Source organism: Nocardioides sp. (genome assembly GCF_050246775.1).
In the GTDB taxonomy this organism is placed as follows: Bacteria; Actinomycetota; Actinomycetes; order Propionibacteriales; family Nocardioidaceae; genus Nocardioides.
Genome location: NZ_JBFWVK010000002.1, coordinates 146806 through 170239, shown reverse-complemented (window position 1 = coordinate 170239; position 23434 = coordinate 146806). Strand labels below are relative to the sequence as shown.

Sequence of the window (23434 nt, the reverse complement as noted above, 5' to 3'; positions counted from 1 at the left end):
ATCGGAGGGTGACGCACCCAGATCGCGGGTGCAGGTGAAACAAGGAAAGGCCCGGCAGGACCCACGGTCCCGCCGGGCCTTTCCGCTGCCCCTGTGCGGACGGCCGCTCCGGGCCTATCGTGGGCGACGTGGTGACCTGCGACCTGTGTGGGACAACGGCCGAGGAGGACGTCGCGGTCCTGACGTGGACCACGGCCGTGGAGAACGGCCGCCCCCGACGGTTCTGCGCCCGGTGCTCGCGCGAGCACCTGCGGGCGATGGAGAGCAAGCTCGACAGCGAGTGGTGGTAGGTCAGCCAGTTGCTTCGATGCCGTTCTCGTCGTACGGCGGGGGCTGGACCTGTGCCCACGAGCATCCGCAGCGCGCATGGCGCTGCCAGGGAGTGTGTGCCTGCTGCATGCCCGGCCCGAACCGGATCGTGCTCGACCAGGTGGTGGGCATCTCGTCGTCCACGAAGCTGACCACGTCGCGGATCGCCCAGGCCACAGCGGCTGTCATGACAGCGGGGTCAAGCGGCATCGGGAGGCCGTCCGGCCTCGGGCCGCGGGCGTGGGCGTGTTGCTCCACCACCAGTGCGCGACGCGGATCCAGCTCACCCCGGTGCGCATCGACACAGCGCAGACAGGCGGTCACGCCGGGAACCACGAAGGGGCCGAGGTTCACGAACCCCTCCGAGGCCGACAGCAGGAGGTGTGGCTGCTCGGTGCGGGCGAACTCATCGACGCGTTCACGGTCGGGTTCACCGCCGTGGATCACGAGATGCACCACGGGGGTGCCAGCGTCGGGCACACCCTGGAGGGAGAGCAGACCGGTGGCGAGACCGAGCCAGTCGAGCCCAGCGTCGGCCGGCGGCAGGCACACCTCCACCCGGACCGGGCGTTCGGCCCTCCGGGTGAGGAGCCGACCGCCCTCGAGGTTCCCGTGCGCGAAGGTCGCGGCGACGCTCTGGGCGGCTTGCGGCCGCTGATCGAGGGACGCGCGGAAGTCGACGGCATCGATCAGGAGCCCATGCTCCAACAGGGCGTCAGCAAGCCTGGCCACCATCGGGGTCACCTCTGGAAAGCCGCCTGAGGCGAGGCCGTCGAGGAACCTCCGGGTGTCACCGTCGTCGGGCACCACCATCGCCCGTGGTGCGTCGAGCCCGATCTGAAGGTGCCCGTCGCCTCGTCGGGTGACCAGGGTCCCGGGTCGTAGGAGCGGTCGCTCGGGGAAGGCCATGCTGCAGCCTGCCACGCTCGGGCGTCAGGCTGCCTCGTTCCTCCACAGGGCCCTTGGGGGGCAGGCAGTCTGCTGTTGGGCCCCCGGAGACAGAGCAGCGGCGGCGCCGTACGACCGAAGTCGCACCGGCGCCGCCGCGGCAGCTGTGTCGGGCTGGCTCTACGCCTTGCCCAGGATCCGGTTCAGGTTGGTGCTGCAGACGGGGCAGACAGCCTTGGCCATCCGGGTGCCCTTGTCGTTGACCCTGACCTCGCCCTCAGCCTCGCGCTTTTCCTTGCACTTCACGCAGTAGAACTCGCCGCTCCAGGTCTCAGCCATGAGGGCCTCCTTGCTCATTTCACTTGGTCGTCGCGACGGGGGGAAGGGGAAGCCCGTCGGGGTCGAGGCAACTGATGCCACCTCCACCGCCTGAAACCCTACACAGAGCGCAACTCAGGCGTGGGAGGCGCACCGGTGAGCGGGGATCGCTCGGTAGTCTGCCGGGCATGTCCACGACTTCGTTTCCGCACCTCACCCTGGATCGTCCGAGCCCCGGGGTCGCGGTCCTGACCCTCGACAATCCCGACCAGCGCAACATGATGTCGGAGGAGATGACAGCCTCCTGGGTGCGCGCGATCGACGTACTCGCCCATGACCCGGAGGTCCGCGTGGTCGTCGTGACCGGCAGCGGAACGGCGTTCTGCTCGGGCGGCAACACCAGCTGGATCGCCAGTGAGCCGGACGCCTCGGTGGACCGGCTGCGCACCCGGATGATGGCGTTCTACCGCGCGTGGCTCTCGATCCGGAAGCTCGAGGTGCCGACCATCGCCGCGATCAACGGTCCCGCGGTCGGGGCCGGCCTGTGCCTCGCGCTGGCATGTGACATCCGGTACGCCGCCGCGGGCGCGAAGCTCAGCGTGCCGTTCGTGAAGCTGGGGATGCATGCCGGCATGGCCGCCACCTACCTCCTGCCCGACGTCGTCGGTGCGGCACATGCGCGCGACCTGTTGCTGACCGGTCGCGCTGTCGCCGACGACGAGGCCGTGCGGCTGGGACTGGTCAGCAGGGTGATCGAGCGTGACTCGTTCGAGGCGGAGGTGCTTGACACCGCCGTCGGGATCGCGGGGACTGCCCCGATCGCCAGCCGCTACACCAAGCAGGCGCTGCTGGGCGGGCACCGTGACATCGAGTCGTGTCTGCAGTTCGAGGCGCTGGCCCAACCGGCAACCCTGACCACTGCGGACCTCCAGGAGGGGATCAGTGCGGCTCGCGAGCGCCGTGCTCCGGACTTCCGTGGGGTGTGAACGACGAGGCTCCCGAGCGGACCGAACGTCGTTTGCCTTCCCCTTGCGAACGCCGTCGACCCAGCCGGGAGCCACGTCTGCCGCTGACGCTAGGAGGTCGCGGCGACGCGGTCAACTCGTCCGGGGTGTCGGTGCTCCGGGGCATGATGGCCGCGTGCACGGGGGAGACGAGGAGGACAGGTGACGAGCTACGAGGCCGGCCCGGTGGCAGCACTGCGCCGCATCGCGTTCCTGCTCGAACGCGGGCGCGAGGACACCTACAAGGTGAAGGCGTTCCGACAGGCCGCTGCCACGGTGTTGCCGATGCCCGCCGAGGAGGTGCAGGCGCGGGTGGCCGCCGGCACCCTCACCGACCTGGCAGGGGTCGGGGCGAGCTCGGCCAAGGTGATCACGGACGCCGTGAACGGGGTGCTGCCCGAGCGCCTGGCACGGCTCGAGGAGGAGCATGCCGGGCCGCTCGCCTCGGGAGGTGGCGAGATCCGAGCGGCCCTGCGCGGTGACCTGCACAGCCACTCGGACTGGTCCGACGGTGGATCGCCGATCGAGGAGATGGCCTTCACCGCCATCGAGCTGGGTCACGACTACCTGGTGCTCACCGACCACTCGCCCCGGCTGAAGGTGGCGCGCGGGCTCAGTGCCGAGAGGCTCGCGCGACAGCTCGACGTGGTCGATGCCGTCAACCAGCATCTCGGGGGTGCCTTCACCCTGCTGAAGGGGATCGAGGTCGACATCCTCGACGACGGCAGCCTGGACCAGAGCGACGAGATGCTGTCCAGGCTCGACCTGCGTGTGGCGAGCGTCCACTCGAAGCTGGCCATGGACAAGGACGCCATGACCCGCCGGATGGTGGCCGCGGTGCGACAGCCGCGCACCAACGTGCTCGGCCACTGCACGGGCCGGCTGGTGACGGGCAACCGGGGGATGCGGGGCCAGTCCCAGTTCGACGCGAGGGCGGTGTTCGAGGCCTGTCTGGCCAACGACGTCGCGGTGGAGATCAACTCCCGTCCAGAGCGGCGTGATCCCCCGACGGCGCTGCTCGAGCTCGCTCGCGACATCGGCTGCCTGTTCTCCATCGACAGCGATGCCCACGCCCCGGGCCAGCTGGACTTCCTGTCCTACGGTTGTGAGCGAGCCGAGCTCGCCGGCATCGAACCGGAGCGAATCGTCAACACGTGGGCCCAGGTTCGTCTGTTGGCCTGGGCAGACAAGTAGCGTGCTCTTCATGGCCCCACCGCCACGTGAGCCACCGACTCCGGGTTCGGGCGAGCCCAAGGTCGAGGTCCGTCGCTCGCGTCGGCGCCGTCGTACCGTCTCGGCCTATCGCGACGGCGACACCATCATCGTGATGATCCCCGCCACCATGAGCAAGGCTCAGGAGGCCGAATGGGTGCAGACGATGGTTGCCCGGCTGGCGAAGAAGACACGGCGATCCATCCGGTCCGACGATGACCTTCTTCGTCGCGCACGTGACCTCAGCGACCGTCATCTCGGCGGGCTGGCGGTGCCGGAGTCGGTGCGCTGGGTGGAGAACCAGAAGTCCCGCTGGGGTTCATGCACCCCGAGCGAGAAGTCGATCCGGCTCTCGACCCGGCTGCAGGCGATGCCGACCTGGGTCGTCGACTACGTGTTGGTCCACGAGTTGGCACACCTGCTCGAACCGGGCCATGACGCCAAGTTCTGGGCCTGGGTGGACCGCTATCCGCGCGCCGAGAAGGCGAAGGGCTATCTCCTGGGCTATTCGGCGGCCGCGAACCTCGAGCCGCCGCCGAGTGAGGCCGACTCCGACACCGACTGAGTCGGAGCTCACGGCACCCCTCCTCGGACTTGTCAGGGGGCACACGCGGTTGTCAGGCATTGCTACGGCTGACAACCGCGGGCATCACCGGCCGACCGGGGAAACCCGCAGGGGTCGGTCGCGAAATCAACCCTCTGGGTGCCGAAGGGGGGACTTGAACCCCCACGCCCGAAGGCACAGGAACCTAAATCCTGCGTGTCTGCCAGTTCCACCACTTCGGCTCGGGCGCAAGTCTAGGGCCGCCGTACAGGGGATCAGGCCGCGTCCAGCCCCAGGTCGCGGCGGAGCTTGGCCACGTGTCCGGTGGCCTTGACGTTGTACTGCGCGAGTTCGATGCGTCCCTCGGGGTCCACGACGAACGTGGAGCGGATCACGCCCTGGACGACCTTGCCGTAGAGCTTCTTCTCGCCGAACGCGCCGTACGCCGTGAGCACTGCCTTGTCCGGGTCGGACAGCAGCGTGATGCCCAGGTGGTCACGCTCGCGGAACTTGGCCAGCTTGGCCGGCTGATCAGGGGAGATGCCCATGACTTCGAAACCGGCCCCACGCAGCGACTCCAGGGAGTCGGTGAAGTCGCAGGCCTGCTTGCTGCAGCCGGGGGTCATGGCGGCTGGGTAGAAGTAGACGATGACGCGGGTGCCGCGATGCTCGGAGAGTGTGACCGGCTCACCGGCGTCGTTGGTCAAGGTGAAGTCGGGTGCGATGTCGCCGGCGCTGAGAGGCACGGGTGCTCCTTCGGGGTCTGGCAGTGTCAGGACGACGGTAGCGCGGGGCCGCCCACCCGTCCGGGTTGGTAGCCTTCCGGACTACACGCACCACCGTTGACTGGGAGCAGATTCGTGGCCAAGGAACTGTCGTCGCTGGAGTCCGAGATGGAGGAGACCCGTGAGCGTCTCGCCTCGACGATCGACCAGTTGGTGCATCGTGTGAACCCTAAGACGATCGTGGGTCGCGAGGTCACCTCCGTGAAGGCCTACTTCGTCGACGCCCAGACGGGCCGGCCCCGCACCGACAACATCCTCAAGGTCGCTGGTGGCGTGGTCGGGGTGGTGGCAACCCTCGCGCTGATCCGCAAGATCGTTCGGTGAGCACTCCGATCAAGATGCTCCACGACCGGGTCATGGTCGAGTTGGACCATGAGGCCGGCGAGCGGCGTTCCTCGGGAGGCATCGTCATCCCGGCCACGGCCGCCATGGGGGCACGACGCCTGGCCTGGTCGAAGGTCGTTGCGGTCGGACCCCACGCCCGCGCCATCGAGCCGGGTGACCGGGTCCTGTTCGACCCCGAGGACAAGGCCGAGGTCGAGGTGTCGGGAGAGGTCTACGTGGTGATGCGCGAGCGGGACATCCACGCGGTGGCGGCCGAGCGGCTCGGTGACACCGCAACCGGTCTCTACCTCTGACCCGTTCAGCACACGCCGCCGTCCAGCGGCACCAGATTCACCCCAGTATCCGCGTGGGGGACCTCGATGGGGGGACCCGCTGGGGGAGGATGCGCAGCATGTCGATGCGTGGGGCGGACTGACGATGGAGCATGTCTTCCATCTGGGTTCCGACGGCACGCTGGTGCCGATGACCGAGACCCCCTACGACAGCGGCGACCTGCTCAATGCCCTCGTCCAGGCCCACCCGGAGGTGCTGGCCGGCGAGGAGATGGCGGCTCTGCCCCGCCGGTGGGCCCTGGTGCTGGGTTCGGGGCCGGGCACCTCCGGTCGACTGGGGGTGTCCTTGCTCGTCGACCAGGAGGGGGTGCCGACCTTGGTGTCGGCCCGCTCGGCCGACGACGAGGCCCAGCGCCGCGACATCGTCGGCCAGGTGCTCGACCTGGCCGCCAACGGGCTGCAGCGCTGGCCGCTGGAGGAGCTGCGGGCCACGTTCGCGACCACGCAGCGACGCGCCGGCCTCGACCCGGACGACGTGCTCGCCGACCTCACCGGGCAACGGGACCAGGAGGCCTTCTTCGGCGCGGTGGAGACCAACCTCGCCGAGGGCCGGATCCGGATGGTGCTGGTCGCACATCGGATCCCGGTCGAGCTGAAGAGGATCACCGAGCTGCTCAACGACCAGCTGACGACAGCTGAGGTGTACGCCGTGGAGCTGACCCAGTACCGCGCCGGCGGCTTCGGCGGCGCAGTACTCGTGCCGGCGGTGCCGCAGCGGTCACCGCTGTCGCCGACCCACCTGTCCACCGACGTCCCCGAGGAGCTGCCTGCGGCCCATGCAGTGGAGACACGGCAGCTGGTCGAACTGGTCACTGAGCTGGCTCGCTCGAAGGGTCTGGGTGTCACCGAGTCGTCGGAGGCGGTCGGCCTCAGTGCCGGCGACGGTCAGCTGTTGGCCAGGGTGGATCTGGAGTGGGGGACTCTGGCGGTCCCGCTGCAACGCCTGCCGCTCGAGGACGCCGACCAGGTCAACCAGGTGCTCTCCCGGCTGACGAGGGCCAAGCTCGACGCGGCCGTGCCCAGTGTCTCGGCACGCAGCGCGGTCACGGGCTGGGGCGATGTCCGGTCGTTGCTGGAGCAGCTGGCTGCGGCCCGGCCGGACCATCGGCCCAACGGGCACCGGCACTGATCTCGAGGGTGCCGGGAGCGAGTCCGAGCTCCGACTCCGCGTAGGCCACCGACCAGGCGAGGACCGACGCGCGATCGAGGGCGACCCGGTGTGCGACCGTCTGCAGCGCCAGTCCGTCGAGTAGGGACAGGATCCGCCACGCGGTGCCCTCGGCATCGGCGCAGGTGAAGCTCCCGGTGTCGATCCCAGCACCGACCACTGAGGACAGCAGCTGCTGCCACGCGACGTTGAGCCGCTGTGAGGTCGCCTGGAGCGCGGGTCGCCGCGAGGCTTCAGCCCAGGCGTCCAGCCAGAGCTGGAACGCCCAGTCCTGTTCGGCCCGGATGTAGGTGGCGAAGAACGTGCGCAGCTGCTCCACCGGGTCCGGCGCGGACCGCAGCGCCGACCGGGTGCTCTCCAGATCCACCGAGGCCGCCTGGTCGAAGGCAGTGGCCAGCAGCTCGTCCATGGAGTCGAAGTAGTGGTGCACCAGACCGGACGAGCTGCCCATCTCGGCGGCCACGTCGCGCACGGTCGTGGCGGCGATCCCCTTGCGGAGCATCACCGCGAGCGCGGCGTCGACGATGCGGGCGCGTCGCTCGGTCGGGTCCATCCGCTTGGCCATTCGACCAGTCAAGCCTATTGATCACGTGTCCAACAAGGGCCTAGGCTGACGACGTGATCAGGACGACACCGTTCCACCCTCGCCTTAGCGAGCTCAACAAGACCGGTCTCTACACCCACTGGTCCGGCCACCTCTCGGCCTTGCGCTACTCGCACGCTCCCAAGCACGAATACTTCGCGGTGCGCAACAGCGTCGGGGTCTTCGACTCCTCACCCCTGTTCAAGTACTGGATCCGCGGTCGTGACGCGGAGCGGTTGCTGGCGGGGGTGTTCGTGCGCGACGTGCGGACCTGTCGCCCTGGTCGAGCCCAATACACGATCTGGTGCGACGACCGCGGCTTCGTGATGGAGGACGGGGTGGTGTTCCGGCACTCCGAGAACGAGTTCTTCCTGACCTCGGCCCGCCCCCAGATGGGCTACCTCAGCGACCTGCGCGGCCGGCTCGAGGTCGAGATCACCGACGTGAGCGACGACTACGGGGTCCTGGCTGTTCAGGGCCCCCGGTCCCGGGCGGTGCTCGCGGCCCTGTCGGACGACGTGGCCGGGTTGCGCTACTTCGAGCACGCCGAGACCAAGATCGCGAAGGCCCCGGTCACGGTCAGCCGCACCGGCTACACCGGGGACCTCGGCTACGAGGTCACCGTGCCCTCCGCCCACGCGCTCGACGTACTCGACGCCCTGCTGGAAGCCGGGGCCGGTCACGGGCTGCGTCCCTTCGGCGAGGAGGCGCTGATGATGCTCCGGATCGAGGCTGGTCTGCCCCTGGTCGACGTCGACTTCCACAACAGCCGGCTCGTGTTCACCGACCACGACAGGGTCACTCCGCAGGAGCTCGGTCTGGGGTGGATGTTGCGTGGTCTGGACGGTGACCGGGCCTTCGTCGGGCGCGATGCGATCCGGCGCGAGCTGGCCGAGGGGACGTCGCGCTGGGCCACTGTCGGGATCGTCGTCGACTGGGAGGAGTGGGACCGGCTCTATCGCGACGCCGGCCTGCTGCCGGAGAAGAACGAGACCCCGCTCGGCTGGGAGTCGATGCTGTACGACGCCGAAGGTGAGCAGGTCGGCTATGCGACGGCCTTCATGTACTCACCGGTCCTGCAGCGCCACATCGGCATGGCCCGGGTGCCCACCGAGCTGGCCGCGCCCGGCTCGGAGGTCCACCTCGAACTGACCATCAATCACCACACGACCAAGGTGCTGGCGCGCACGGCCCGCATGCCCCTGTTCAACCCCGAGCGAAAGACGGCGACCCCATGAGCAGCGCGAACCAGTACGACGCGATCGTGGTCGGGGGCGGCCACAACGGCCTGGTCAACGGCGCCTACCTGGCCAAGTCCGGGCTGCGCACGCTGATCCTCGAACGCCGCCCGTTCGTCGGTGGGGCCGCGATCACCGAGGAGCTGGTGCCCGGCTTCCAGTTCACGACCTTCTCGTATGCGCTGAGCCTGCTGCGTCCCGAGATCGTCCAGGAGCTCGACCTGGTGCGGCACGGCTTCATGCCCCTGATGATGCCCTCCGGCTTCCATCCGACCGAGGATGGTGACTACCTGCTCTTCGGTGACGACCACGAGGAGAACGTGCAGGAGGTCAAGCGGCACTCGCCGCACGACGCGGATGCCTACGAGCGCTACGGGCACGACATGGAGCGCGTCATCCAGGCGGTGCAGCCGCTCTTCGACAACCCGCCCCCCAACATCTTCGGCAAGGATCCCGAGGACCAGGCCGACATCGCCTGGATGCTCAACCACCTCGGGGGGATCGACCGCAAGGTCATGCACGACACCGTCCGCCTGCTCACCGGCAGTGCCGCTGACTGGCTCGACGACTACTTCGAGAACGACGCCCTCAAGGGCTACCTGTCCTCCTCCAGCTTCATCGGCAACAAGGTGGGTCCGATGTCGCAGGGCTCCGGGCTGGTGCTGCTGTTCCACAACATGGGCGAGCACGACGGACGGCTCGGTTCGTGGTCCTTCCACAAGGGCGGCAACGGTGGCTTCACCCAGGTGCTGTCGCGCGCCGCGGCGGCGTACGGCGCCGAGATCCGGCTGGACTCGGCCGTCAAGGCCGTGACCATGGCAGAGGGCCGGGTGACCGGCGTTGCGCTGGAGGACGGCACGGAGTTCCAGGCGCCCGTGGTGGTCTCCGCCCTCGACCCTCGGCGCACCTTCCTCGAGCTGGTGGAACCACGGGAGTTGCCCGCCGACCTGGTGGAGAACATCGAGCGCTTCCGTTTCCAGGGCACCTCCGCCAAGGTCAACTTCGCTCTGGACGGACTGCCGACCTACCCGGCGCTCCCCAACCGCTCGGACCAGTACGGCGGCTTCGTCAACATCGGCCCGACCATGGAGTACGTCGAGCGCGCCTTCGACGACGCCAAGTACGGCTCCTACAGCAGGCGGCCGTTCATCGACGCCGCCATCCAGTCGGTCGTCGACCCCGACATGGCTCCGCCCGGAAAGCACGTGATGTCGTGCTTCGTGCAATACGCGCCGTACCACCTGAAGAGCAGCGACTGGGACACCGAGCGCGAGCCCTTCGGCGACGTGGTCCAGGCCGTGCTCGAGTCGCACTTCCCAGGTTTCGGAGACCTTGTGCTGCATCGTGAGGTGGTCACCCCGCTCGACATCGAGCGGGTCACCGGCTTGAGCGAGGGCAACATCTTCGCGGGTGAGTTCCTGGCTCCGCAGATGTACTTCTTCCGGCCCGCGCCTGGCTGGAGCCAGTACTCGACACCGATCGACGGCTACTACCAGTGCGGCTCGGGCACCCACCCCGGTGGCTGCGTGATGGGGCTGCCCGGCAAGCTCGCCAGCCAGCGGATCCTCAAGGATCTCGCCCCGTAGGTCGTCGGCTCGGCGCTGGGACGTGCGGCCCCGAGCGTCCCGGATCGGGATGCGGCCTCACGGGCCACGGACTCGGTTGTGCGGTTGATCGGTCGAGACAGGCTGGACCGATCCACCGCACTGACCGACGATGGTCTGGGACTGCAGACAGGCCACAGGCTGGGAGCCTGTGGCCTGTCGAGTGGTACGCCATCGCGGACTCGAACCGCGAACCCGCTGATTAAGAGTCAGCTGCTCTGCCAATTGAGCTAATGGCGCTTGGTGAAGCGACTGGAACCTTACCAGCGGCTCTCGGGGCAGCAAAAACGAGACGGAGCGCGAGGCCGAGCGCGTTGCCCCAGATGGACCAGCGGTTTAACCTTCAATCAGAAAGAGGTGTCTGATGCCCGCTGTGACTGTGGAAGACCTGACCGTCCTGCCCCGACTGCGCACGCCGGGACTGGGAGACATCTCGCGGCCGGTCTGGCAGGTGACGACCGCTCCGCAGGGCTTCGAGGGTGAAGGCTTTCCGGTACGCCGCGCCTTCGCCGGCATCGACCTCCAGCACCTCGACCCGTTCATCATGATGGACCAGATGGGGGAGGTCGACTACGCGCCGGGGGAGCCCAAGGGCACCGCCTGGCACCCGCACCGCGGCTTCGAGACGGTGACCTACATCATCGACGGTCAGTTCGACCACCAGGACAGCCACGGCGGTGGCGGCACCATCACCAACGGAGACACCCAGTGGATGACTGCTGGCAGCGGACTCCTCCACATCGAGGCGCCCCCCGAGTGGCTGGTGCAGGCCGGCGGCCTCTTCCACGGCATCCAGTTGTGGGTCAACCTGCCCCGCGACACCAAGATGGCCCAGCCCCGCTACCAGGACCTGCGCTCCGGCGAGGTCGCGCTCACCACGTCGTACGACGCCGGCGTGCTCGTCCGGGTGATCGCCGGATCGGTCGGTGAGGTGCACGGGCCAGGTTCGACGTACACACCGATGACACTCGTGCACGCCACCCTGGAGCCCGGTTCCAGGCTCGACCTGCCGTGGAACGTCGACTTCAACGCCCTGGTCTACGTGCTCGCTGGGCGGGGCCGCGTCGGTACCGACGCACAGCCGATCCGGATGGGTCAGGCGGCGGTGATGGGCGCCGGGGACTTCGTCACGCTCGCCGCCGAGGAACGCCAGGACTCCAACACGCCTGCCCTGGAGGTGATCGTCGTCGGCGGCCAGCCGATCCGGGAGCCGCTGGCCTGGGCGGGACCGTTCGTGATGAACACCAAGGCCGAGGTGCTGCAGGCCTACGAGGACTTCCAGAAGGGACGTCTAGGTCAGATCCCGGGTTGAAGGTCACCCTCGAACCACTGCTGGGCATAGAGGTTGTCGTTGTAGCGCTCGATGCGACGGTAGCCGGCGGTCAGGTACATCCCGATCGCGGCGTCGAGGGCGTTGTTCGTGTCGAGCCTGACCCGCTTGTACCCCAGCGTCCGGGCCTCGGCCTCGAGCCGGCGCAGCACCCGGCCACCCAGTCCCAGGCCGCGCCAGTCCTCGTGCACCCACATGCGTTTGAACTCGCCCGTGGAGCCGTCGAGACGACGCACCGCACCGCACGCGACCGGCTCGCCGTCGCTGAGGGCGACCAGGAACGCCCCGCCCGGGCCCCGTAGACCGGGCTCATCCGCGGTGGGGTCGCCGGGGTCGAAGTCGAAGAGGGCGGCGAGCTCGCGGTAGTAGTGCGCCACGGCGGTGCGAGCGGACGCAGTCGCCGGATCGACGACCCGCAGCTCGACCGTGGCCGCCCGGGCCAACCGCTCGGCTGCGTCGAGGGCCTCCACGAGGCGCGTGCGGTGCCGTTCGGACAACGGCTCGAGAAGATGCTGGGCGAGCCGGTCGGAGCGCTCCTCCAGGTCGCACCAGGCCTTGCGGCCAGGATCGGTGAGGGTGACGATCCGCCGACGACGATCGGCCGGGTCCGGTCCCATCGTGACCAGGCCCTCGCCCTCGAGAGTGCGCAGCAGCCGGCTGACATAGCCGGAGTCGAGCCCCAGGCGATCGCGCAGCTGCTGCACCGACGCTCCGGCGTACCCGATCTCGAAGAGCAGGCGCGATGGCCCCAACGCACGACCCGACCCGAGGAAAGAGTCGTCCAGTACGCCGACCCGCTGCGTCCACGTCCGGTTGAACCGCCGCACGGTCTCGATCATCTGCGTCACTTGTCTGACTTTAGTCAGACATCTGCTCGCGTTGCAACATGCAGGAATCCCCGGTCGACCGGGGAAACTCGCGGTTGTCAGCCATTGCCACCCCTGACAACCGCGGACATCCCCGGTCGGCCGGGGATTCCTGCGACGCAAAGCGAACGGCCCCCGGCGGCAATCACCGGGGGCCGTTCAGCGTGGGGTGAGTAACGGGACTTGAACCCGCGACATCCGCGACCACAACGCGGCGCTCTACCAGCTGAGCTATACCCACCAAGCGGCCTCGACAGGATCGAGGCCGGGAAAAGTGTACCCGGACTCAGCTCTCCTTCTGACCAGCGGGGTCACCGAGCCCGGTAAGGGCGCCGGCATGCTTGAGCGCGATGCTGCGGGCGGTGTTGCGGTCCGGCCCGGGACTGGGTACGAAGACGGCCTCGCGGTAGTAGCGCAGCTCCTCGATGCTCTCCTGGATGTCGGCGAGCGCGCGGTGGTTGCCCTGCTTCGCGGGGGCCTGGAAGTAGGCGCGCGGGAACCAGCGCCGCGAGAGTTCCTTGATCGAGGACACGTCGACGATCCGGTAGTGGAGGAACGACTCGAGGACCGGCATGTCCCGCAGCAGGAACGAGCGATCGGTGGCCACGGTGTTGCCGGCCAGGGGTGGCCGGGAGCCGTCAGGGCAGTGCTCCTGCACGTAGGCGAGCACCTGCTCCTCGGCGTCCTTCATGGCGATGCCGTGCTCCAGCTCGTCGAGCAGTCCGGACTCGACGTGCATGTTGCGCACGAAGTCACCCATCTGCTCGAGCGCCTGCGCCGGCGGCTTGATGATGAGATCGATGCCGTCCCCGAGCACGTTCAGATCGAAGTCGGTGACCAGCGCCGCCACCTCGATCAGCGCATCCGCTTCGAGGTCGAGTCCGGTCATTTCGCAGTCGATCCACACCAGTCGTTCGTTCACGAGCAGTCACCCTACTGCGCTCGGGCTCGTGGGACCTCGGTCCCGAACCCCAGAGGTCCAACGTCCCGAACCGCCAGAAGACTCAGCGGCCGCTCAGACTTCTCGCCTAGGGTCGTGGTTGTGAAGTGGTTCGGACTCGTCGCACGCCTGCTTGTCGGCGGGGTGTGGGTAGTGGCAGGAGCTTTGAAGCTGCCCGATCCGTCGGCCAGCGTCCGCGCCGTACGCGCCTACGACCTGCTGCCCGAATCCATCGTGCCGACCGTGGGACACCTGTTGCCGGTGCTGGAGGTCGTGGTCGGCGCTCTGCTGATCGTGGGCCTGCTGACCCGTGGTGCGGCGGTCGTCTCAGGGCTGCTCTTCGTGGCGTTCATCATCGGCATCTCCTCGGCCTGGGCACGCGGCCTGCAGATCGACTGCGGATGCTTCGGCGGCGGCGGCTACAAGGAGGGGGCGTCCGCGGAGTACCCGTGGGAGATCGCCCGCGACACCGGCCTCCTGCTGCTGTCGGCGTTCCTGGTCTGGCGCCCGCGCACGATGTGGTCGCTGGACTCCCTGCTCTTCCCGCAACGAGTGTTGTCCGAATCGACGCCTGAAAGGGCTGACGCATGAGCAAGCAAGGCAGACGAGAGTCCTCAAGCGCACGGGCCGCGGCCATCCGCGCCGCGCAGGAACGCAAGGAGAGGCGTCGCAACCTGCTCGTGGTCGGTGGCGTCGTGGGCGTGATCGTGCTCATCATCGGTGGTGGCTTCCTGATCCAGAACCTCCGTGACACCACGGGGGAGGCCGCCAGCGGTCCGAGCGCCTCCAGCACGGTTGCCGTCGAGGGGGTCACCGTGGCAGCGGCCGACGAGTTCGGCCTGGGCGTCGGCGACCCGAACGCACCGGTCAAGGTGGAGGTCTTCGAGGACTTCCTCTGCCCGTTCTGCCAGCAGTTCGAGGCCCAGAGTCGTGACTCGCTCCTGCAGTCCGCCAAGGACGGCGAGGTGTACGTCGTCTACCGGCCCATCGCCTTCTTGAACGAGTACTCCGAGCGGTCGCTCAACGCCTTCGCCGTCGTACTGAACACCGCCGGCCCCGAGGCCGCCCTGAAGTTCCACAACATCCTCTACGACAACCAGCCCTCTGAGAGCGGGGACATGCCCGATGACGACTGGCTGGTCGACAGGGCGGTCGAGGCCGGCGCCACCGAGGGCGACGTGCGTCCTGGCATCGAGGACATGACCTACAAGCAGTGGGTCGTCAACGGCAAGGACGACGCCTCCAAGCGCAAGGTCACCGGCACCCCCACCGTGTTCGTCAACGGCGAGGCGATCACCGACGCCACGAGCATCGACGACTTGGTGGCGAAGACCGAACAGGCCATCGCCGACGGTCAGTAGTCCCCCGGATGGAGGTCGAGCGGGTCCAGAAATGGGTGATGTCGGCCCTGCTGTCGGTGACCTCGTTCATCTTCGCCGGTGGGCTGTGCTTCCTGGCCGGAGCAGCTGACCGGCCCGGTGCACGACCTGGCCTGCTCGTCATCGCGGCGGTGGTCGGAGTCGTGGCCGTGGGCGGGGTCCGGGTGATCAACCGCAAACGCGTGGTGACCCCGTGGCTGATCCTGGGCCTGCTGCCGAGCGCCACCGCCACCTGGGTGCTCTACGCGCGCTGATCCAGGCATGGGTAAGGCCCCGCAATCTCATACATTGCGGGGCCACTCCCATTACAGGGGATCGAGGATTCCCAACCGCGCAGGACACGCTGGCAGGATGCGTCGGGTGACGGATCTGACCGCTTTCATCGCCGGGCTCCCCAAGGCCGAGCTCCACGTCCACCACGTCGGCTCGGCCTCCCCGCGGATCGTCAGCGACCTCGCCCAGCGTCACCCGGGCACGGTGCCGACCGATCCGGGGGAGCTTGCGGGGTTCTACGAGTTCCGCGACTTCGCGCATTTCATCGACGTCTACCTGGCTGTCGTCGACCTGGTCAGGACCCCGGAGGACGTGCGGCTCCTGACCTACGAGATCGCTCGCGAGATGGCCGAGGGCCAGAACCTCCGCTACGCCGAGCTCACCTGCTCGCCGTACACGACGGTCCGGCCGCACGAGGAGGGCAAGGGCATGCCGATCGAGGCCTACACCGAGGCCATCGAGGACGCACGGGTGGCGGCTGCGCGCGACTTCGGGCTGGTGCTGCGCTGGATCTACGACATCCCCGGCGAGGCCGGTCTGCCCGCGGCGGAAGCGACGCTCGACTACGCGCTCAACCATCGCACCGACGCCCTGGTCGGGTTCGGGCTCGGTGGCCCCGAGATCGGTGTGCCACGCCCGCAGTTCACTCCGTACTTCGACGCGGCGAGGGCGGCCGGGCTGCACTCGGTGCCACATGCCGGTGAGACCACGGGTCCGCAGACCGTGTGGGACGCCCTGCGTGACCTCGGGGCCGAGCGCATCGGCCACGGCACCACCTCGGCGCAGGACCCGGCGCTGCTGGCCCACCTCGCCGAGCACCGCATCCCCCTGGAAGTGTGTCCCTCCTCCAACATCGCGACCCGAGCGGTGGCGACGCTCGCCGAGCACCCGATCGTGGCCTTCCGTGACGCTGGAGTGCTCGTCACGATCAACTCCGACGACCCGCCGATGTTCGGCACCACCCTCAACCGGGAGTACGAGATCGCAGCCGACCTCCTGGGCCTCGACCGCCGAGGGGTCGCGGATCTCGCCAAGGCCGCCGTCGAGGCATCGTTCCTCGATCCGGCAGGCAGGGCCGCCCTCGCGGCGGAGATCGACGAGTACGCCGGCTCCTGATGTCACGACGGGCGATCGCGTTGCTGCAGGCCGCTCATGGTGGTCCGGCCCTGGCCGTGACGGCGGTCGCCGCAGCGCTGGCGCTCTCCGCGGACCTCGGTGTCGGCCGTGCCCTGATGGTCGTGGGAGCCGTGTTCACCGGCCAGCTCTCGATCGGGTGGAGCAACGACCTGGCCGACCTCGGCCGCGATCAGCGAGCCGGTCGCCGGGACAAGCCGTTGGTCAACGGCACCCTCGACGTACGGCTGGTCACCAACGCCTGCCGCGTCGCCCTGTTCGCGAGCGTCGTGCTGTCCCTGGCGTGCGGGGCCGTGGCCGGTGCTGTCAACCTCCTGTGCACGGCGGCGGGTTGGACCTACAACCTCGGGCTCAAGTCGACGTGGTGGTCCTGGCTGCCCTACGCCGTCGCCTTCGGCGGTCTGCCGGTCTTCGTGTCGCTGGCCCAGGTCGATGCCCCGTTCCCGCCGTGGTGGGCCCCGGTGGCAGGAGCGCTCCTGGGAGTGGGTGCGCACTTCGTCAACGTCGTACCGGACCTCGCCGACGACGAGGCCACCGGTGTCCGTGGCCTGCCGCACCGCTTGGGCGCGCGCTGGTCGCTACTGGCCGCGACCGTGCTCCTGGTGGGTGCCTCGGTGCTCCTGACGGTCCTCGCCCCAGCCGAGCGAGGGCCGCTGACCTGGCTCACCCTCGGGCTCGTCCTGGTCCTGGCAGCCTGTGTCACCCTCGGCACCGGACGTACGCCGTTCCGGGCCGCTGTCGCGATCGCACTCGTCGACGTGCTGGCGCTGACATGGGTGCGCTGAGGGCCCCGGTGGCACAGTGAGAGGCATGGAGATCCTCGCGGCACGCGGCGTCCTGCCCGAGCATCGCTACTCCCAGGCGGAGATCACCGACGCCTTCATCGACGTCGTCACCGGCCGCGGGGGAGTCGAGGAGCGCCTGCTGCGCCGCTTCCACGCCAACGCCGGGGTCCGACACCGCCATCTCGCGCTGCCCCTCGACGCCTACGCGGGCATCAAGGACTTCGGGGAGAGCAACGACCTCTTCATCGAGGCGGCCGTCCGGCTCGGCGCCCAGGCCATCCTCGAGGCGCTCGACTCCGCCGGATTGGCTCCCGCCGACGTGGACCTGCTGGTCTCCACGACGGTGACCGGTCTCGCCGTGCCCTCGCTGGACGCCCGGATCGCAGCCCTCATCGGCCTGCGCCAGGACGTGAAGCGGGTGCCTTTGGTCGGACTGGGATGCGTGGCCGGCGCGGCCGGCATCTCTCGCCTCCACGACTACCTCCTGGGACACCCCGGTGAGGTGGCGGTGCTGGTGTCGGCGGAGATGTGCTCCCTCACGGTCCAGCGTGACGACGCCTCCATGGCCAACCTGGTGGCCAGTGGCCTCTTCGGGGACGGCGCGTCGGCCGTCGTCGCCCGTGGCACCAACGGCACCGGGGTCGAGGTGGTCGACACCCGCGGACGGCTCTACCCCGACTCCGAGCGGACCATGGGCTGGGACGTGACCAGCACCGGGCTGAGGATCGTGCTGGACGCCAATGTGCCGGAGGTCGTGGGCACCTACATCCGCGACGACGTCGACGGATTCCTCGGTCGACACGGGCTCACGCGCCGCGACATCGAGTGGTGGGTGTGCCACCCGGGCGGCCCGAAGGTGCTGGAGGCGATGCAGGAGAGCCTGGAGGTGCCCCGCGAGGCGCTCGGGCTGACCTGGGACTCGCTGGCACGGATCGGGAACCTGTCGTCGTCCTCGGTGCTCCACGTGCTCCAGGACACCCTGCGCGAGCGACCGCCGAAGCCCGGGTCGTGGGGAATGATGCTGGCCATGGGTCCCGGCTTCTGCTCCGAGCTCGTGCTGCTGCGCGCTCCCGTGGGAGTCGTCTCGTGACCAGCCTGATCGCCTTCACGGTCCTGGTCGCCTTCGTCGGCCTGGAGCGGGTGGCCGAGCTGGTCGTCTCGAAGCGCACCTCCGCCTGGAGCCTCGCGCTCGGCGGCACGGAGTCGGGTCGCGGTCACTACCCGGTGATGGTGGTGCTGCACACCGGCCTCCTGGTCGGTGCCCTGGTCGAGGCCTGGTGGCGCCGCCCGGAAGTGCCCGCAGCCCTGGCCTGGTCGATGCTCGTGCTCGTGATCGCCTCCCAGGCCCTGCGGTGGTGGTGCATCACCACCCTCGGGCGACGCTGGAACACCCGCGTCATCGTGGTTCCGGGCCTCCCGCTCGTCGCCAGCGGTCCCTACCGGTTCTTCTCCCACCCCAACTACGTCGCCGTCGTGGTGGAGGGGGTCGCGCTGCCCCTGGTGCACGCCTCCTGGGTCACCGCCCTCGTGTTCACGCTGGCCAACGCCGTCCTGCTCGGCGTACGCCTGCGGGTCGAGAACGCCGCCCTGAGAGCGGTGACAGCCTGATGCGCGACCTCATCGTCGCCGGCGGCGGACCGGTCGGCCTGATGACCGCTTTGTACGCCGCCCGGGCCGGCCTCGACGTGGTGGTGTGCGAGCCGCGGGCCGGGATCATCGACAAAGCCTGTGGCGAGGGCCTGATGCCGGGTGCGGTCGAGGCGCTGAGCGATCTGGGCGTGCATCCCGAAGGGGTCGCCCTGGGCGGGATTCGCTACCTCGACGGACAGCGAACGGTGGAGGCCCGGTTCCGGCACGGCACCGGTCGCGGCGTACGACGGACCACCCTGCACTCGGCGCTGCGCGATGCCGTCGCCCAGGGCGGCATCCGGGTGGAGCACCGCGCCGTGGAGCACCTCCAGCAGCACCACGACCACGTCGTGGTCGACGGCACGCCCGCGCGGCACCTCATCGCTGCCGACGGTCTGCACTCGCCGGTACGGCGGATGGTGGGGCTCGACCGGCCCACCCACGCCCCGCGCCGGTTCGGCCTGCGCTGCCACTTCGCGCTCGCTCCGTGGACGGATCTGGTGGAGGTGCATTGGGCGCGTCGTGCCGAGGCCTACGTGACCCCGGTGGCCGAGGACCTGGTCGGGGTGGCCGTGCTCGGCACCCGGCGCGGCGCGCTGCGCGAAGCACTCGAGGACTTTCCCGACCTGATTGCCCGGCTGGCCGGTGCGGAACCCACCCGCACCCGCGGTGCCGGCCCGCTGCGCCAGCGGTCCAGGCATCGGGTCGCCGGGCGCGTGCTGCTGGTCGGTGATGCTGCCGGCTATGTCGATGCCCTCACCGGAGAGGGCATCGCCGCGGGGGCCGCGCAGGCCCAGGCCGCCGTGACGGCGGTGCTCACCGACGATGCCGCCGCCTACGAGTCGGCCTGGCGGCGGCTCACCTGGCGCCATGACGTCCTCACCCACAGTCTGCTCACCGCCACTCGGCTGCCCGTCGTACGGCGCACGCTCGTGCCGGTTGCCGCCCGCCTGCCCCGGGTGTTCGACGCGGCCGTCGACCAGCTGGCCCGACCGTCGCGGCTCGCGGCATGAGCGCCGTCGAGAGCGTCGTGCTGCTCGACGAGGAGGGGCGGGCGATCGGGGTGGCCGACAAGGCGGGGGTGCACCACCGGGACACCCCCCTGCACCTGGCGTTCTCCTGCTACCTGTTCGACGCCGCGGGTCGACTGCTGGTCACCCGCCGTGCCCTGCACAAGAAGACCTTCCCGGGCGTGTGGACCAACAGCTGTTGCGGGCATCCGGCTCCGGGGGAGGACATCGTCGAGACGGTACGGCGCCGGGTCGGCCAGGAGCTGGGTGTGCGCGTCGACGACGTGCGCCTGGTGATTCCCGAGTTCCGCTACCGCGCCGTGATGCCCGACGGGGTCGTGGAGAACGAGATGTGTCCGGTCTTCGTGGCGACGACGGCGGAGCCGATCTGCGCCGATCCCGACGAGGTCGAGGACCACGAGTGGGTGGACTGGTCGCAGTTCCGATCGTCGGTGCTGTCGGGGTCGCGTGAGGTCAGCCACTGGTGCGTGCTCCAGGTGCGCGCGCTGCCGCTCGATCCACTCACTGCCGTGGCTCGGCCCCGGGACCTGCTGCCGCCGGCGGCTCGATGAGAGGGTGGGGAATGCCCGGAGCCCCCAGTGGTTACTGCACCAGTAGCATTTCCACCTCTTGAGGAGATCAATGACCACCACGCACGAGAACCTCGCTTCGGCGTCGGGCACCTTCCAGTTGGGCGGAGACCTGCCGGTCGTGCGGCTCGGTTACGGCACGATGCAGCTCACCGGGGAGGGTGTCTGGGGAGAGCCGTCGGATCGAGACGGTGCGATCGCGGTACTGCGGCGCGCGGTCGAGATCGGGATCAACTTCTTCGACACCGCCGACTCCTACGGGCCCAACGTGGCCGAGGAGCTTCTCAGGGAGGCCCTGCACCCCTACGCCGATGACGTGGTGATCGCCACCAAGGCGGGCCTGACCCGCACGGGCCCCGGTCAGTGGATCCCCGTCGGCCGTCCGGCCTACCTGCGCCAGCAGGCCGAGCTCAGCCTGCGCAAGCTGGGGGTCGAGACCATCGACCTGTTCCAGCTCCACCGGGTCGACTCCGAGGTGCCGTTGGAGGACCAGATCGGTGAGTTCAAGCTGCTGCAGGAGGAGGGCAAGATCCGCCACATCGGGCTGTCCGAGGTCAGTGTCGATCAGCTCCACCAGGCCCAGAAGGTCGCGACCATCGCCTCGGTGCAGAATCTCTTCAACCTGGCCAAGCGCGACGCCGAGCCGCTGCTCGAGGAGTGCGAAAGGCAGGACATCGCATTCATCTCGTGGTTCCCGTTGGCCACCGGTGAGCTCTCGAAGGACGACGGCCCGTTGGCCGCCGCGGCCCGCGAGCACGCGGCCACCCCGTCACAGTTGGCGCTGGCGTGGCTGCTCAGGCGTTCGCCGGTGATGCTGCCGATCCCCGGCACCAAGAGCCTCGAGCACCTGGAGTCCAACACCGACGCCGCCGGTATCGAGCTGAGCGACGACGAGTTCGCTGCCCTGACGAGCGCCGTCTGATGGCCCACGAGGAGCCGCTGCCCCCGGGTGACCCGGCTGATGCCGAGCCGGTCGGACCCGAACCGAGCGCCGGTCCGTCGGAAGCGAGCGTCAACCCGCTGCGCCACTCGCGCACGAGCGGGTTGTGGGGCGCCGTGGTCGCGTTGGGCATCGTGCTGATCCTGCTGGTCATCTTCATCGTCCAGAACACGCAGAAGGTCGAGGTCTCGTTCCTCGGCTGGAACGGGCGCACCCCGCTCGCGGCGGCCCTGCTCATCGCCACGGCAGCGGGGCTCATCGTGGCGGCCATCGTGGGCACGCTGCGCATCTGGCAGCTGCGCCGGCGGGTGAAGCACCACAACTGATCCCACGCGCAGCTTTCGACGCTTGAATGGTTGATCGCAGTCACCAGGTGACTGCGATCAACCATTTAGTTGGCCGCGTCGAGCACCGCGAGCTGCTCCTCGGAGAGCTCGAGCGAGTCGGCCCGCAGTGCCTCATCGAGCTGATCGAGGCTGGAGACCCCCACGATCGGGCGGATGGGCGGGTTGCCGGCCATCAGCCAGGCCAGCACCACCTGGCCTGGAGTGGCGCCGACCTCGCCGGCCAGGTGCCCGAGCGCGGCCAGGCGCTGGGTGGTGCCGGGGTGGTCGTAGGCGGTCGGGAACGGGCGCTCACTGCGGTCGTAGCTGCCCTGGATCAGGGGACTGTAGGCCCACAGGTCGATCCCCGGGTGCTCGCGCACGTAGTCGAGGGTCTCGGGCGTGACGAAGCCGAACGGGTGATCCTTGCCCGCGACCGCGGTGTCCGGGCGCGGCCGGACGTAGGAGGTGGTGAGCTGCAGGGCGGTGAACGGCTCCAGACTCAGGGAACGGGCGATCGCGCGTGCCTGCTCGACGCGCCAGGTCGGGTGGTTGGAGACACCGAGCCGGGCGACGTACCCGTCGCGGACGAGGTCGCCGAAGGCGATCACGCTCTCCTCGAGGGCGACCGAGCGGTCCTCGCCGTGAGCCCAGTAGACGTCGATGCAGTCGAGGCCCAGTCGCTCCAGACTCCTGCCGCACTCGCGGCGGATCACTGACGCGGAGAGTCCCTCGACCGGGCCCTCGAAGTCTCCCGGGGTGCGCGGCTCGACGCCGACCTTGGTGGCGATCGTCAGCTCGTCACGAATCCCCGGATTGTCACCGAGCCAGTCCCCGATGAGGGCCTCGCTCTGCCCGCCGGCACCGGTGTCGCCGGCCCAGAACGCGTAGCAGTTGGCGGTGTCGACCGTGCGGCCACCAGCTTCGACGAAGCGGTCGAGCAGGGCGTAGGAGGTGGCCCGGTCGGTCTTGGTCCCGAAGTACATCGCGCCGAGGATCAGGGAGGAGGTCACCTGCCCACCCTAGACATCCAGAAATCTTCGTCGTGGCGGCAACCACCGGCTGCCGACGCCCGAACTAGGGGTCAGAGGCCGCCGTCCGACGGCCCCACGACTGAGGAGTTCGTGATGAAGCTCAAATCCCTTCTTGCGGTATCGGTGACCGCCACCATCCTCGCCGCTGGCGCGGCGGCCCCCGCCCAGGCCTCGCGCACCGCGACGCCCGGCACCACCAGCCTGGCCGAGGTTCTCACCTCGGACGGCAACCAGTTCGACCGCAATGCCCGCGACTACGACATCGTGACCGAGGCCGTCCTGGCCGTCCTGGCGGCCAAGCCCGACAGCCCCGTCGGCCTGCTGGCGGACGGCACCGTGCCCCTGACGGCGTTCATCCCCAACGACTTCTCCTTCCGGGTGCTGGTCAAGGACCTGACCGGCAACTGGTACCGCTCGGAGCGCAAGGTGTTCACCACCCTTGCCGGAGCGGTCGGGATCGACGCGATCGAGTCCGTGCTGCTCTACCACGTCATTCCGGGCGTCACCATCGACTCGAAGGCGGCCCTGAAGGCCAACGGTGCCGTGCTCGACACCGCGCTCGAGGGAGCGACCCTCACGGTCAAGGTGCCCTGTCGCTGGCTGCCGATCATCCGTCTGGTCGACAACGACCCGAACGACGTCAACCCGTTCGTCAATCCTCGTGCACTCGACATCAACAAGGGCAACCTCCAGATCGCCCACGGAATCGTGTTCGTCCTGCGCCCGGCAGACCTCTGACGGCCTCCCCCGCCCGACGTGTGTCCTGGGACTGAGGGTCCGCCCCTCAGAGGCCACCCCGGATCGCTGGCCCGACCCCAGCGGTCCGGGGTTCTGCCTGGCCACCCCGTCTCGCCCAGTGAGTCAACTCGGT

At 69.1% G+C, this 23434-nt stretch carries 29 protein-coding genes and 3 tRNA genes; 22 read left to right on the top strand and 10 right to left on the bottom strand.

The window, feature by feature from the left end; genetic code table 11:
- Positions 1-128 precede the first annotated feature (128 nt).
- The gene (locus AB7I40_RS10730) at positions 129-290 is read left to right on the top strand and encodes a hypothetical protein (RefSeq protein WP_428346195.1); all 162 of its coding nucleotides are present in this window, start codon (positions 129-131) and stop codon (positions 288-290) included.
- Between the two features lies 1 nt (position 291).
- Here AB7I40_RS10730 and AB7I40_RS10725 read toward each other — a convergent pair whose 3' ends face one another.
- The gene (locus tag AB7I40_RS10725) at positions 292-1218 is read right to left on the bottom strand and encodes a hypothetical protein (protein ID WP_428346194.1); all 927 of its coding nucleotides are present in this window, start codon (positions 1216-1218) and stop codon (positions 292-294) included.
- Positions 1219-1377: 159 nt separating this feature from the next.
- A complete protein-coding gene (locus AB7I40_RS10720; protein ID WP_091026547.1) occupies positions 1378-1536 on the bottom strand; it encodes a DUF5679 domain-containing protein in 159 nt (52 codons plus the stop codon).
- A 167-nt stretch (positions 1537-1703) separates the two neighbouring features.
- On the opposite strand from AB7I40_RS10720, the gene AB7I40_RS10715 reads away from it, so the two are divergent.
- The 3 genes from AB7I40_RS10715 to AB7I40_RS10705 all read left to right on the top strand — a co-directional run bounded on the left by AB7I40_RS10715 (position 1704) and on the right by AB7I40_RS10705 (position 4296).
- Positions 1704-2501, top strand: coding sequence for an enoyl-CoA hydratase/isomerase family protein (locus AB7I40_RS10715; RefSeq protein WP_428346193.1), 798 nt, complete (start codon positions 1704-1706; stop codon positions 2499-2501).
- Positions 2502-2681: 180 nt separating this feature from the next.
- Positions 2682-3713: a PHP domain-containing protein gene (locus tag AB7I40_RS10710; protein ID WP_428346192.1), complete on the top strand. Its 1032-nt coding sequence runs from the start codon at positions 2682-2684 to the stop codon at positions 3711-3713.
- Positions 3714-3723: 10 nt separating this feature from the next.
- On the top strand, positions 3724-4296 hold the full coding sequence (locus tag AB7I40_RS10705) for a M48 metallopeptidase family protein (protein ID WP_428346191.1): 573 nt from the start codon (positions 3724-3726) through the stop codon (positions 4294-4296).
- Positions 4297-4435: 139 nt separating this feature from the next.
- On the opposite strand, the gene AB7I40_RS10700 is transcribed toward AB7I40_RS10705, so the two are convergent.
- Together AB7I40_RS10700 and bcp are read right to left on the bottom strand one after the other, a co-directional pair.
- A tRNA-Leu gene (locus AB7I40_RS10700) sits at positions 4436-4517 on the bottom strand.
- Between the two features lie 33 nt (positions 4518-4550).
- Positions 4551-5021 (bottom strand): thioredoxin-dependent thiol peroxidase, encoded by a 471-nt coding sequence (bcp, locus tag AB7I40_RS10695; protein WP_428346190.1) that lies wholly within the window; start codon positions 5019-5021, stop codon positions 4551-4553.
- 114 nt (positions 5022-5135) lie between these two features.
- Here bcp and AB7I40_RS10690 point away from each other — a divergent pair, with 114 nt between their 5' ends.
- From AB7I40_RS10690 to AB7I40_RS10680, 3 genes are all read left to right on the top strand, one after another.
- Positions 5136-5384, top strand: a complete 249-nt coding sequence (locus tag AB7I40_RS10690) for a DUF3618 domain-containing protein (protein WP_428346189.1) — start codon at positions 5136-5138, stop codon at positions 5382-5384.
- 14 nt (positions 5385-5398) lie between these two features.
- Positions 5399-5698, top strand: a complete 300-nt coding sequence (locus AB7I40_RS10685) for a GroES family chaperonin (RefSeq protein ID WP_428346249.1) — start codon at positions 5399-5401, stop codon at positions 5696-5698.
- 169 nt (positions 5699-5867) lie between these two features.
- Complete coding sequence (locus tag AB7I40_RS10680) at positions 5868-6866, top strand: hypothetical protein (protein ID WP_428346188.1); 999 nt, start codon at positions 5868-5870, stop codon at positions 6864-6866.
- On the opposite strand, the gene AB7I40_RS10675 is transcribed toward AB7I40_RS10680, so the two are convergent.
- A complete protein-coding gene (locus tag AB7I40_RS10675; RefSeq protein ID WP_428346187.1) occupies positions 6781-7470 on the bottom strand; it encodes a TetR/AcrR family transcriptional regulator in 690 nt (229 codons plus the stop codon). The two genes, AB7I40_RS10680 and AB7I40_RS10675, sit on opposite strands and share 86 nt — an antisense overlap.
- A 53-nt stretch (positions 7471-7523) precedes the next feature.
- Here AB7I40_RS10675 and AB7I40_RS10670 point away from each other — a divergent pair, with 53 nt between their 5' ends.
- Positions 7524-8726, top strand: a complete 1203-nt coding sequence (locus AB7I40_RS10670; protein WP_428346186.1) for an aminomethyltransferase family protein — start codon at positions 7524-7526, stop codon at positions 8724-8726.
- A complete protein-coding gene (locus AB7I40_RS10665; protein WP_428346185.1) occupies positions 8723-10312 on the top strand; it encodes a phytoene desaturase family protein in 1590 nt (529 codons plus the stop codon). Before AB7I40_RS10670 ends, AB7I40_RS10665 begins: the two co-directional genes overlap by 4 nt.
- A gap of 182 nt (positions 10313-10494) precedes the next feature.
- Here AB7I40_RS10665 and AB7I40_RS10660 read toward each other — a convergent pair.
- Positions 10495-10570: transfer RNA gene (locus AB7I40_RS10660), tRNA-Lys, on the bottom strand.
- Positions 10571-10694: 124 nt separating this feature from the next.
- Between AB7I40_RS10660 and AB7I40_RS10655 the strand changes: the two genes are divergently transcribed.
- The gene (locus tag AB7I40_RS10655) at positions 10695-11642 is read left to right on the top strand and encodes a pirin family protein (RefSeq protein WP_428346184.1); all 948 of its coding nucleotides are present in this window, start codon (positions 10695-10697) and stop codon (positions 11640-11642) included.
- Here the strand turns inward: AB7I40_RS10655 and AB7I40_RS10650 are convergent.
- From AB7I40_RS10650 to orn, 3 genes are all read right to left on the bottom strand, one after another.
- The gene (locus AB7I40_RS10650; protein WP_428346248.1) at positions 11627-12499 is read right to left on the bottom strand and encodes a bifunctional helix-turn-helix transcriptional regulator/GNAT family N-acetyltransferase; all 873 of its coding nucleotides are present in this window, start codon (positions 12497-12499) and stop codon (positions 11627-11629) included. The genes AB7I40_RS10655 and AB7I40_RS10650 overlap by 16 nt on opposite strands.
- Before the next feature lie 192 nt (positions 12500-12691).
- Positions 12692-12767 (bottom strand) — tRNA-His (locus AB7I40_RS10645).
- 45 nt (positions 12768-12812) lie between these two features.
- The gene (gene orn / locus AB7I40_RS10640; protein ID WP_428346247.1) at positions 12813-13415 is read right to left on the bottom strand and encodes an oligoribonuclease; all 603 of its coding nucleotides are present in this window, start codon (positions 13413-13415) and stop codon (positions 12813-12815) included.
- Between the two features lie 153 nt (positions 13416-13568).
- On the opposite strand from orn, the gene AB7I40_RS10635 reads away from it, so the two are divergent.
- From AB7I40_RS10635 to AB7I40_RS10585, 11 genes are all read left to right on the top strand, one after another.
- On the top strand, positions 13569-14057 hold the full coding sequence (locus AB7I40_RS10635) for a MauE/DoxX family redox-associated membrane protein (protein WP_428346183.1): 489 nt from the start codon (positions 13569-13571) through the stop codon (positions 14055-14057).
- On the top strand, positions 14054-14827 hold the full coding sequence (locus tag AB7I40_RS10630; protein WP_428346182.1) for a DsbA family protein: 774 nt from the start codon (positions 14054-14056) through the stop codon (positions 14825-14827). The genes AB7I40_RS10635 and AB7I40_RS10630 overlap by 4 nt, the downstream gene beginning before the upstream one ends.
- Before the next feature lie 8 nt (positions 14828-14835).
- Positions 14836-15099 carry a transcriptional regulator gene (locus tag AB7I40_RS10625; protein WP_428347956.1) on the top strand — a complete coding sequence of 88 codons (264 nt, stop codon included), beginning with the start codon at positions 14836-14838 and terminating at the stop codon, positions 15097-15099.
- Positions 15100-15196: 97 nt separating this feature from the next.
- On the top strand, positions 15197-16234 hold the full coding sequence (locus AB7I40_RS10620; protein ID WP_428346180.1) for an adenosine deaminase: 1038 nt from the start codon (positions 15197-15199) through the stop codon (positions 16232-16234).
- Positions 16234-17037 (top strand): UbiA family prenyltransferase, encoded by an 804-nt coding sequence (locus tag AB7I40_RS10615; RefSeq protein ID WP_428346179.1) that lies wholly within the window; start codon positions 16234-16236, stop codon positions 17035-17037. The genes AB7I40_RS10620 and AB7I40_RS10615 overlap by 1 nt, the downstream gene beginning before the upstream one ends.
- A 25-nt stretch (positions 17038-17062) precedes the next feature.
- The gene (locus tag AB7I40_RS10610) at positions 17063-18127 is read left to right on the top strand and encodes a type III polyketide synthase (protein ID WP_428346178.1); all 1065 of its coding nucleotides are present in this window, start codon (positions 17063-17065) and stop codon (positions 18125-18127) included.
- Positions 18124-18645 carry an isoprenylcysteine carboxyl methyltransferase family protein gene (locus AB7I40_RS10605; protein ID WP_428346177.1) on the top strand — a complete coding sequence of 174 codons (522 nt, stop codon included), beginning with the start codon at positions 18124-18126 and terminating at the stop codon, positions 18643-18645. The genes AB7I40_RS10610 and AB7I40_RS10605 overlap by 4 nt, the downstream gene beginning before the upstream one ends.
- Entirely contained in the window at positions 18645-19679 is a 1035-nt protein-coding gene (locus AB7I40_RS10600; protein WP_428346176.1) for an NAD(P)/FAD-dependent oxidoreductase, read from the top strand. The genes AB7I40_RS10605 and AB7I40_RS10600 overlap by 1 nt, the downstream gene beginning before the upstream one ends.
- Positions 19676-20248 carry an isopentenyl-diphosphate Delta-isomerase gene (gene idi / locus AB7I40_RS10595; RefSeq protein WP_428346175.1) on the top strand — a complete coding sequence of 191 codons (573 nt, stop codon included), beginning with the start codon at positions 19676-19678 and terminating at the stop codon, positions 20246-20248. Before AB7I40_RS10600 ends, idi begins: the two co-directional genes overlap by 4 nt.
- A 70-nt stretch (positions 20249-20318) precedes the next feature.
- Positions 20319-21188, top strand: coding sequence for an aldo/keto reductase (locus AB7I40_RS10590; RefSeq protein WP_428346174.1), 870 nt, complete (start codon positions 20319-20321; stop codon positions 21186-21188).
- Positions 21188-21532, top strand: coding sequence for a LapA family protein (locus tag AB7I40_RS10585; RefSeq protein ID WP_428346173.1), 345 nt, complete (start codon positions 21188-21190; stop codon positions 21530-21532). Before AB7I40_RS10590 ends, AB7I40_RS10585 begins: the two co-directional genes overlap by 1 nt.
- 65 nt (positions 21533-21597) lie before the next feature.
- On the opposite strand, the gene AB7I40_RS10580 is transcribed toward AB7I40_RS10585, so the two are convergent.
- Positions 21598-22542, bottom strand: a complete 945-nt coding sequence (locus AB7I40_RS10580; protein WP_428346172.1) for an aldo/keto reductase — start codon at positions 22540-22542, stop codon at positions 21598-21600.
- 114 nt (positions 22543-22656) lie between these two features.
- Here AB7I40_RS10580 and AB7I40_RS10575 point away from each other — a divergent pair, with 114 nt between their 5' ends.
- Positions 22657-23301 carry a hypothetical protein gene (locus tag AB7I40_RS10575; protein WP_428346171.1) on the top strand — a complete coding sequence of 215 codons (645 nt, stop codon included), beginning with the start codon at positions 22657-22659 and terminating at the stop codon, positions 23299-23301.
- Positions 23302-23434: the final 133 nt, after the last annotated feature.

Coding starts and splice junctions, on each gene's coding strand:
- AB7I40_RS10725 (WP_428346194.1), bottom strand. CDS start 1,218: ATGGCCTTCCCCGAGCGACCGCTCCTACGACCCGGGACCCTGGTCACC.
- AB7I40_RS10720 (WP_091026547.1), bottom strand. CDS start 1,536: ATGGCTGAGACCTGGAGCGGCGAGTTCTACTGCGTGAAGTGCAAGGAA.
- AB7I40_RS10715 (WP_428346193.1), top strand. CDS start 1,704: ATGTCCACGACTTCGTTTCCGCACCTCACCCTGGATCGTCCGAGCCCC.
- AB7I40_RS10705 (WP_428346191.1), top strand. CDS start 3,724: ATGGCCCCACCGCCACGTGAGCCACCGACTCCGGGTTCGGGCGAGCCC.
- AB7I40_RS10685 (WP_428346249.1), top strand. CDS start 5,399: ATGCTCCACGACCGGGTCATGGTCGAGTTGGACCATGAGGCCGGCGAG.
- AB7I40_RS10680 (WP_428346188.1), top strand. CDS start 5,868: ATGACCGAGACCCCCTACGACAGCGGCGACCTGCTCAATGCCCTCGTC.
- AB7I40_RS10675 (WP_428346187.1), bottom strand. CDS start 7,470: ATGGCCAAGCGGATGGACCCGACCGAGCGACGCGCCCGCATCGTCGAC.
- AB7I40_RS10665 (WP_428346185.1), top strand. CDS start 8,723: ATGAGCAGCGCGAACCAGTACGACGCGATCGTGGTCGGGGGCGGCCAC.
- AB7I40_RS10655 (WP_428346184.1), top strand. CDS start 10,695: ATGCCCGCTGTGACTGTGGAAGACCTGACCGTCCTGCCCCGACTGCGC.
- AB7I40_RS10650 (WP_428346248.1), bottom strand. CDS start 12,499: ATGATCGAGACCGTGCGGCGGTTCAACCGGACGTGGACGCAGCGGGTC.
- orn (WP_428346247.1), bottom strand. CDS start 13,415: ATGACCGGACTCGACCTCGAAGCGGATGCGCTGATCGAGGTGGCGGCG.
- AB7I40_RS10630 (WP_428346182.1), top strand. CDS start 14,054: ATGAGCAAGCAAGGCAGACGAGAGTCCTCAAGCGCACGGGCCGCGGCC.
- AB7I40_RS10625 (WP_428347956.1), top strand. CDS start 14,836: ATGGAGGTCGAGCGGGTCCAGAAATGGGTGATGTCGGCCCTGCTGTCG.
- AB7I40_RS10620 (WP_428346180.1), top strand. CDS start 15,197: ATGCGTCGGGTGACGGATCTGACCGCTTTCATCGCCGGGCTCCCCAAG.
- AB7I40_RS10615 (WP_428346179.1), top strand. CDS start 16,234: ATGTCACGACGGGCGATCGCGTTGCTGCAGGCCGCTCATGGTGGTCCG.
- AB7I40_RS10610 (WP_428346178.1), top strand. CDS start 17,063: ATGGAGATCCTCGCGGCACGCGGCGTCCTGCCCGAGCATCGCTACTCC.
- AB7I40_RS10600 (WP_428346176.1), top strand. CDS start 18,645: ATGCGCGACCTCATCGTCGCCGGCGGCGGACCGGTCGGCCTGATGACC.
- idi (WP_428346175.1), top strand. CDS start 19,676: ATGAGCGCCGTCGAGAGCGTCGTGCTGCTCGACGAGGAGGGGCGGGCG.
- AB7I40_RS10590 (WP_428346174.1), top strand. CDS start 20,319: ATGACCACCACGCACGAGAACCTCGCTTCGGCGTCGGGCACCTTCCAG.
- AB7I40_RS10585 (WP_428346173.1), top strand. CDS start 21,188: ATGGCCCACGAGGAGCCGCTGCCCCCGGGTGACCCGGCTGATGCCGAG.
- AB7I40_RS10575 (WP_428346171.1), top strand. CDS start 22,657: ATGAAGCTCAAATCCCTTCTTGCGGTATCGGTGACCGCCACCATCCTC.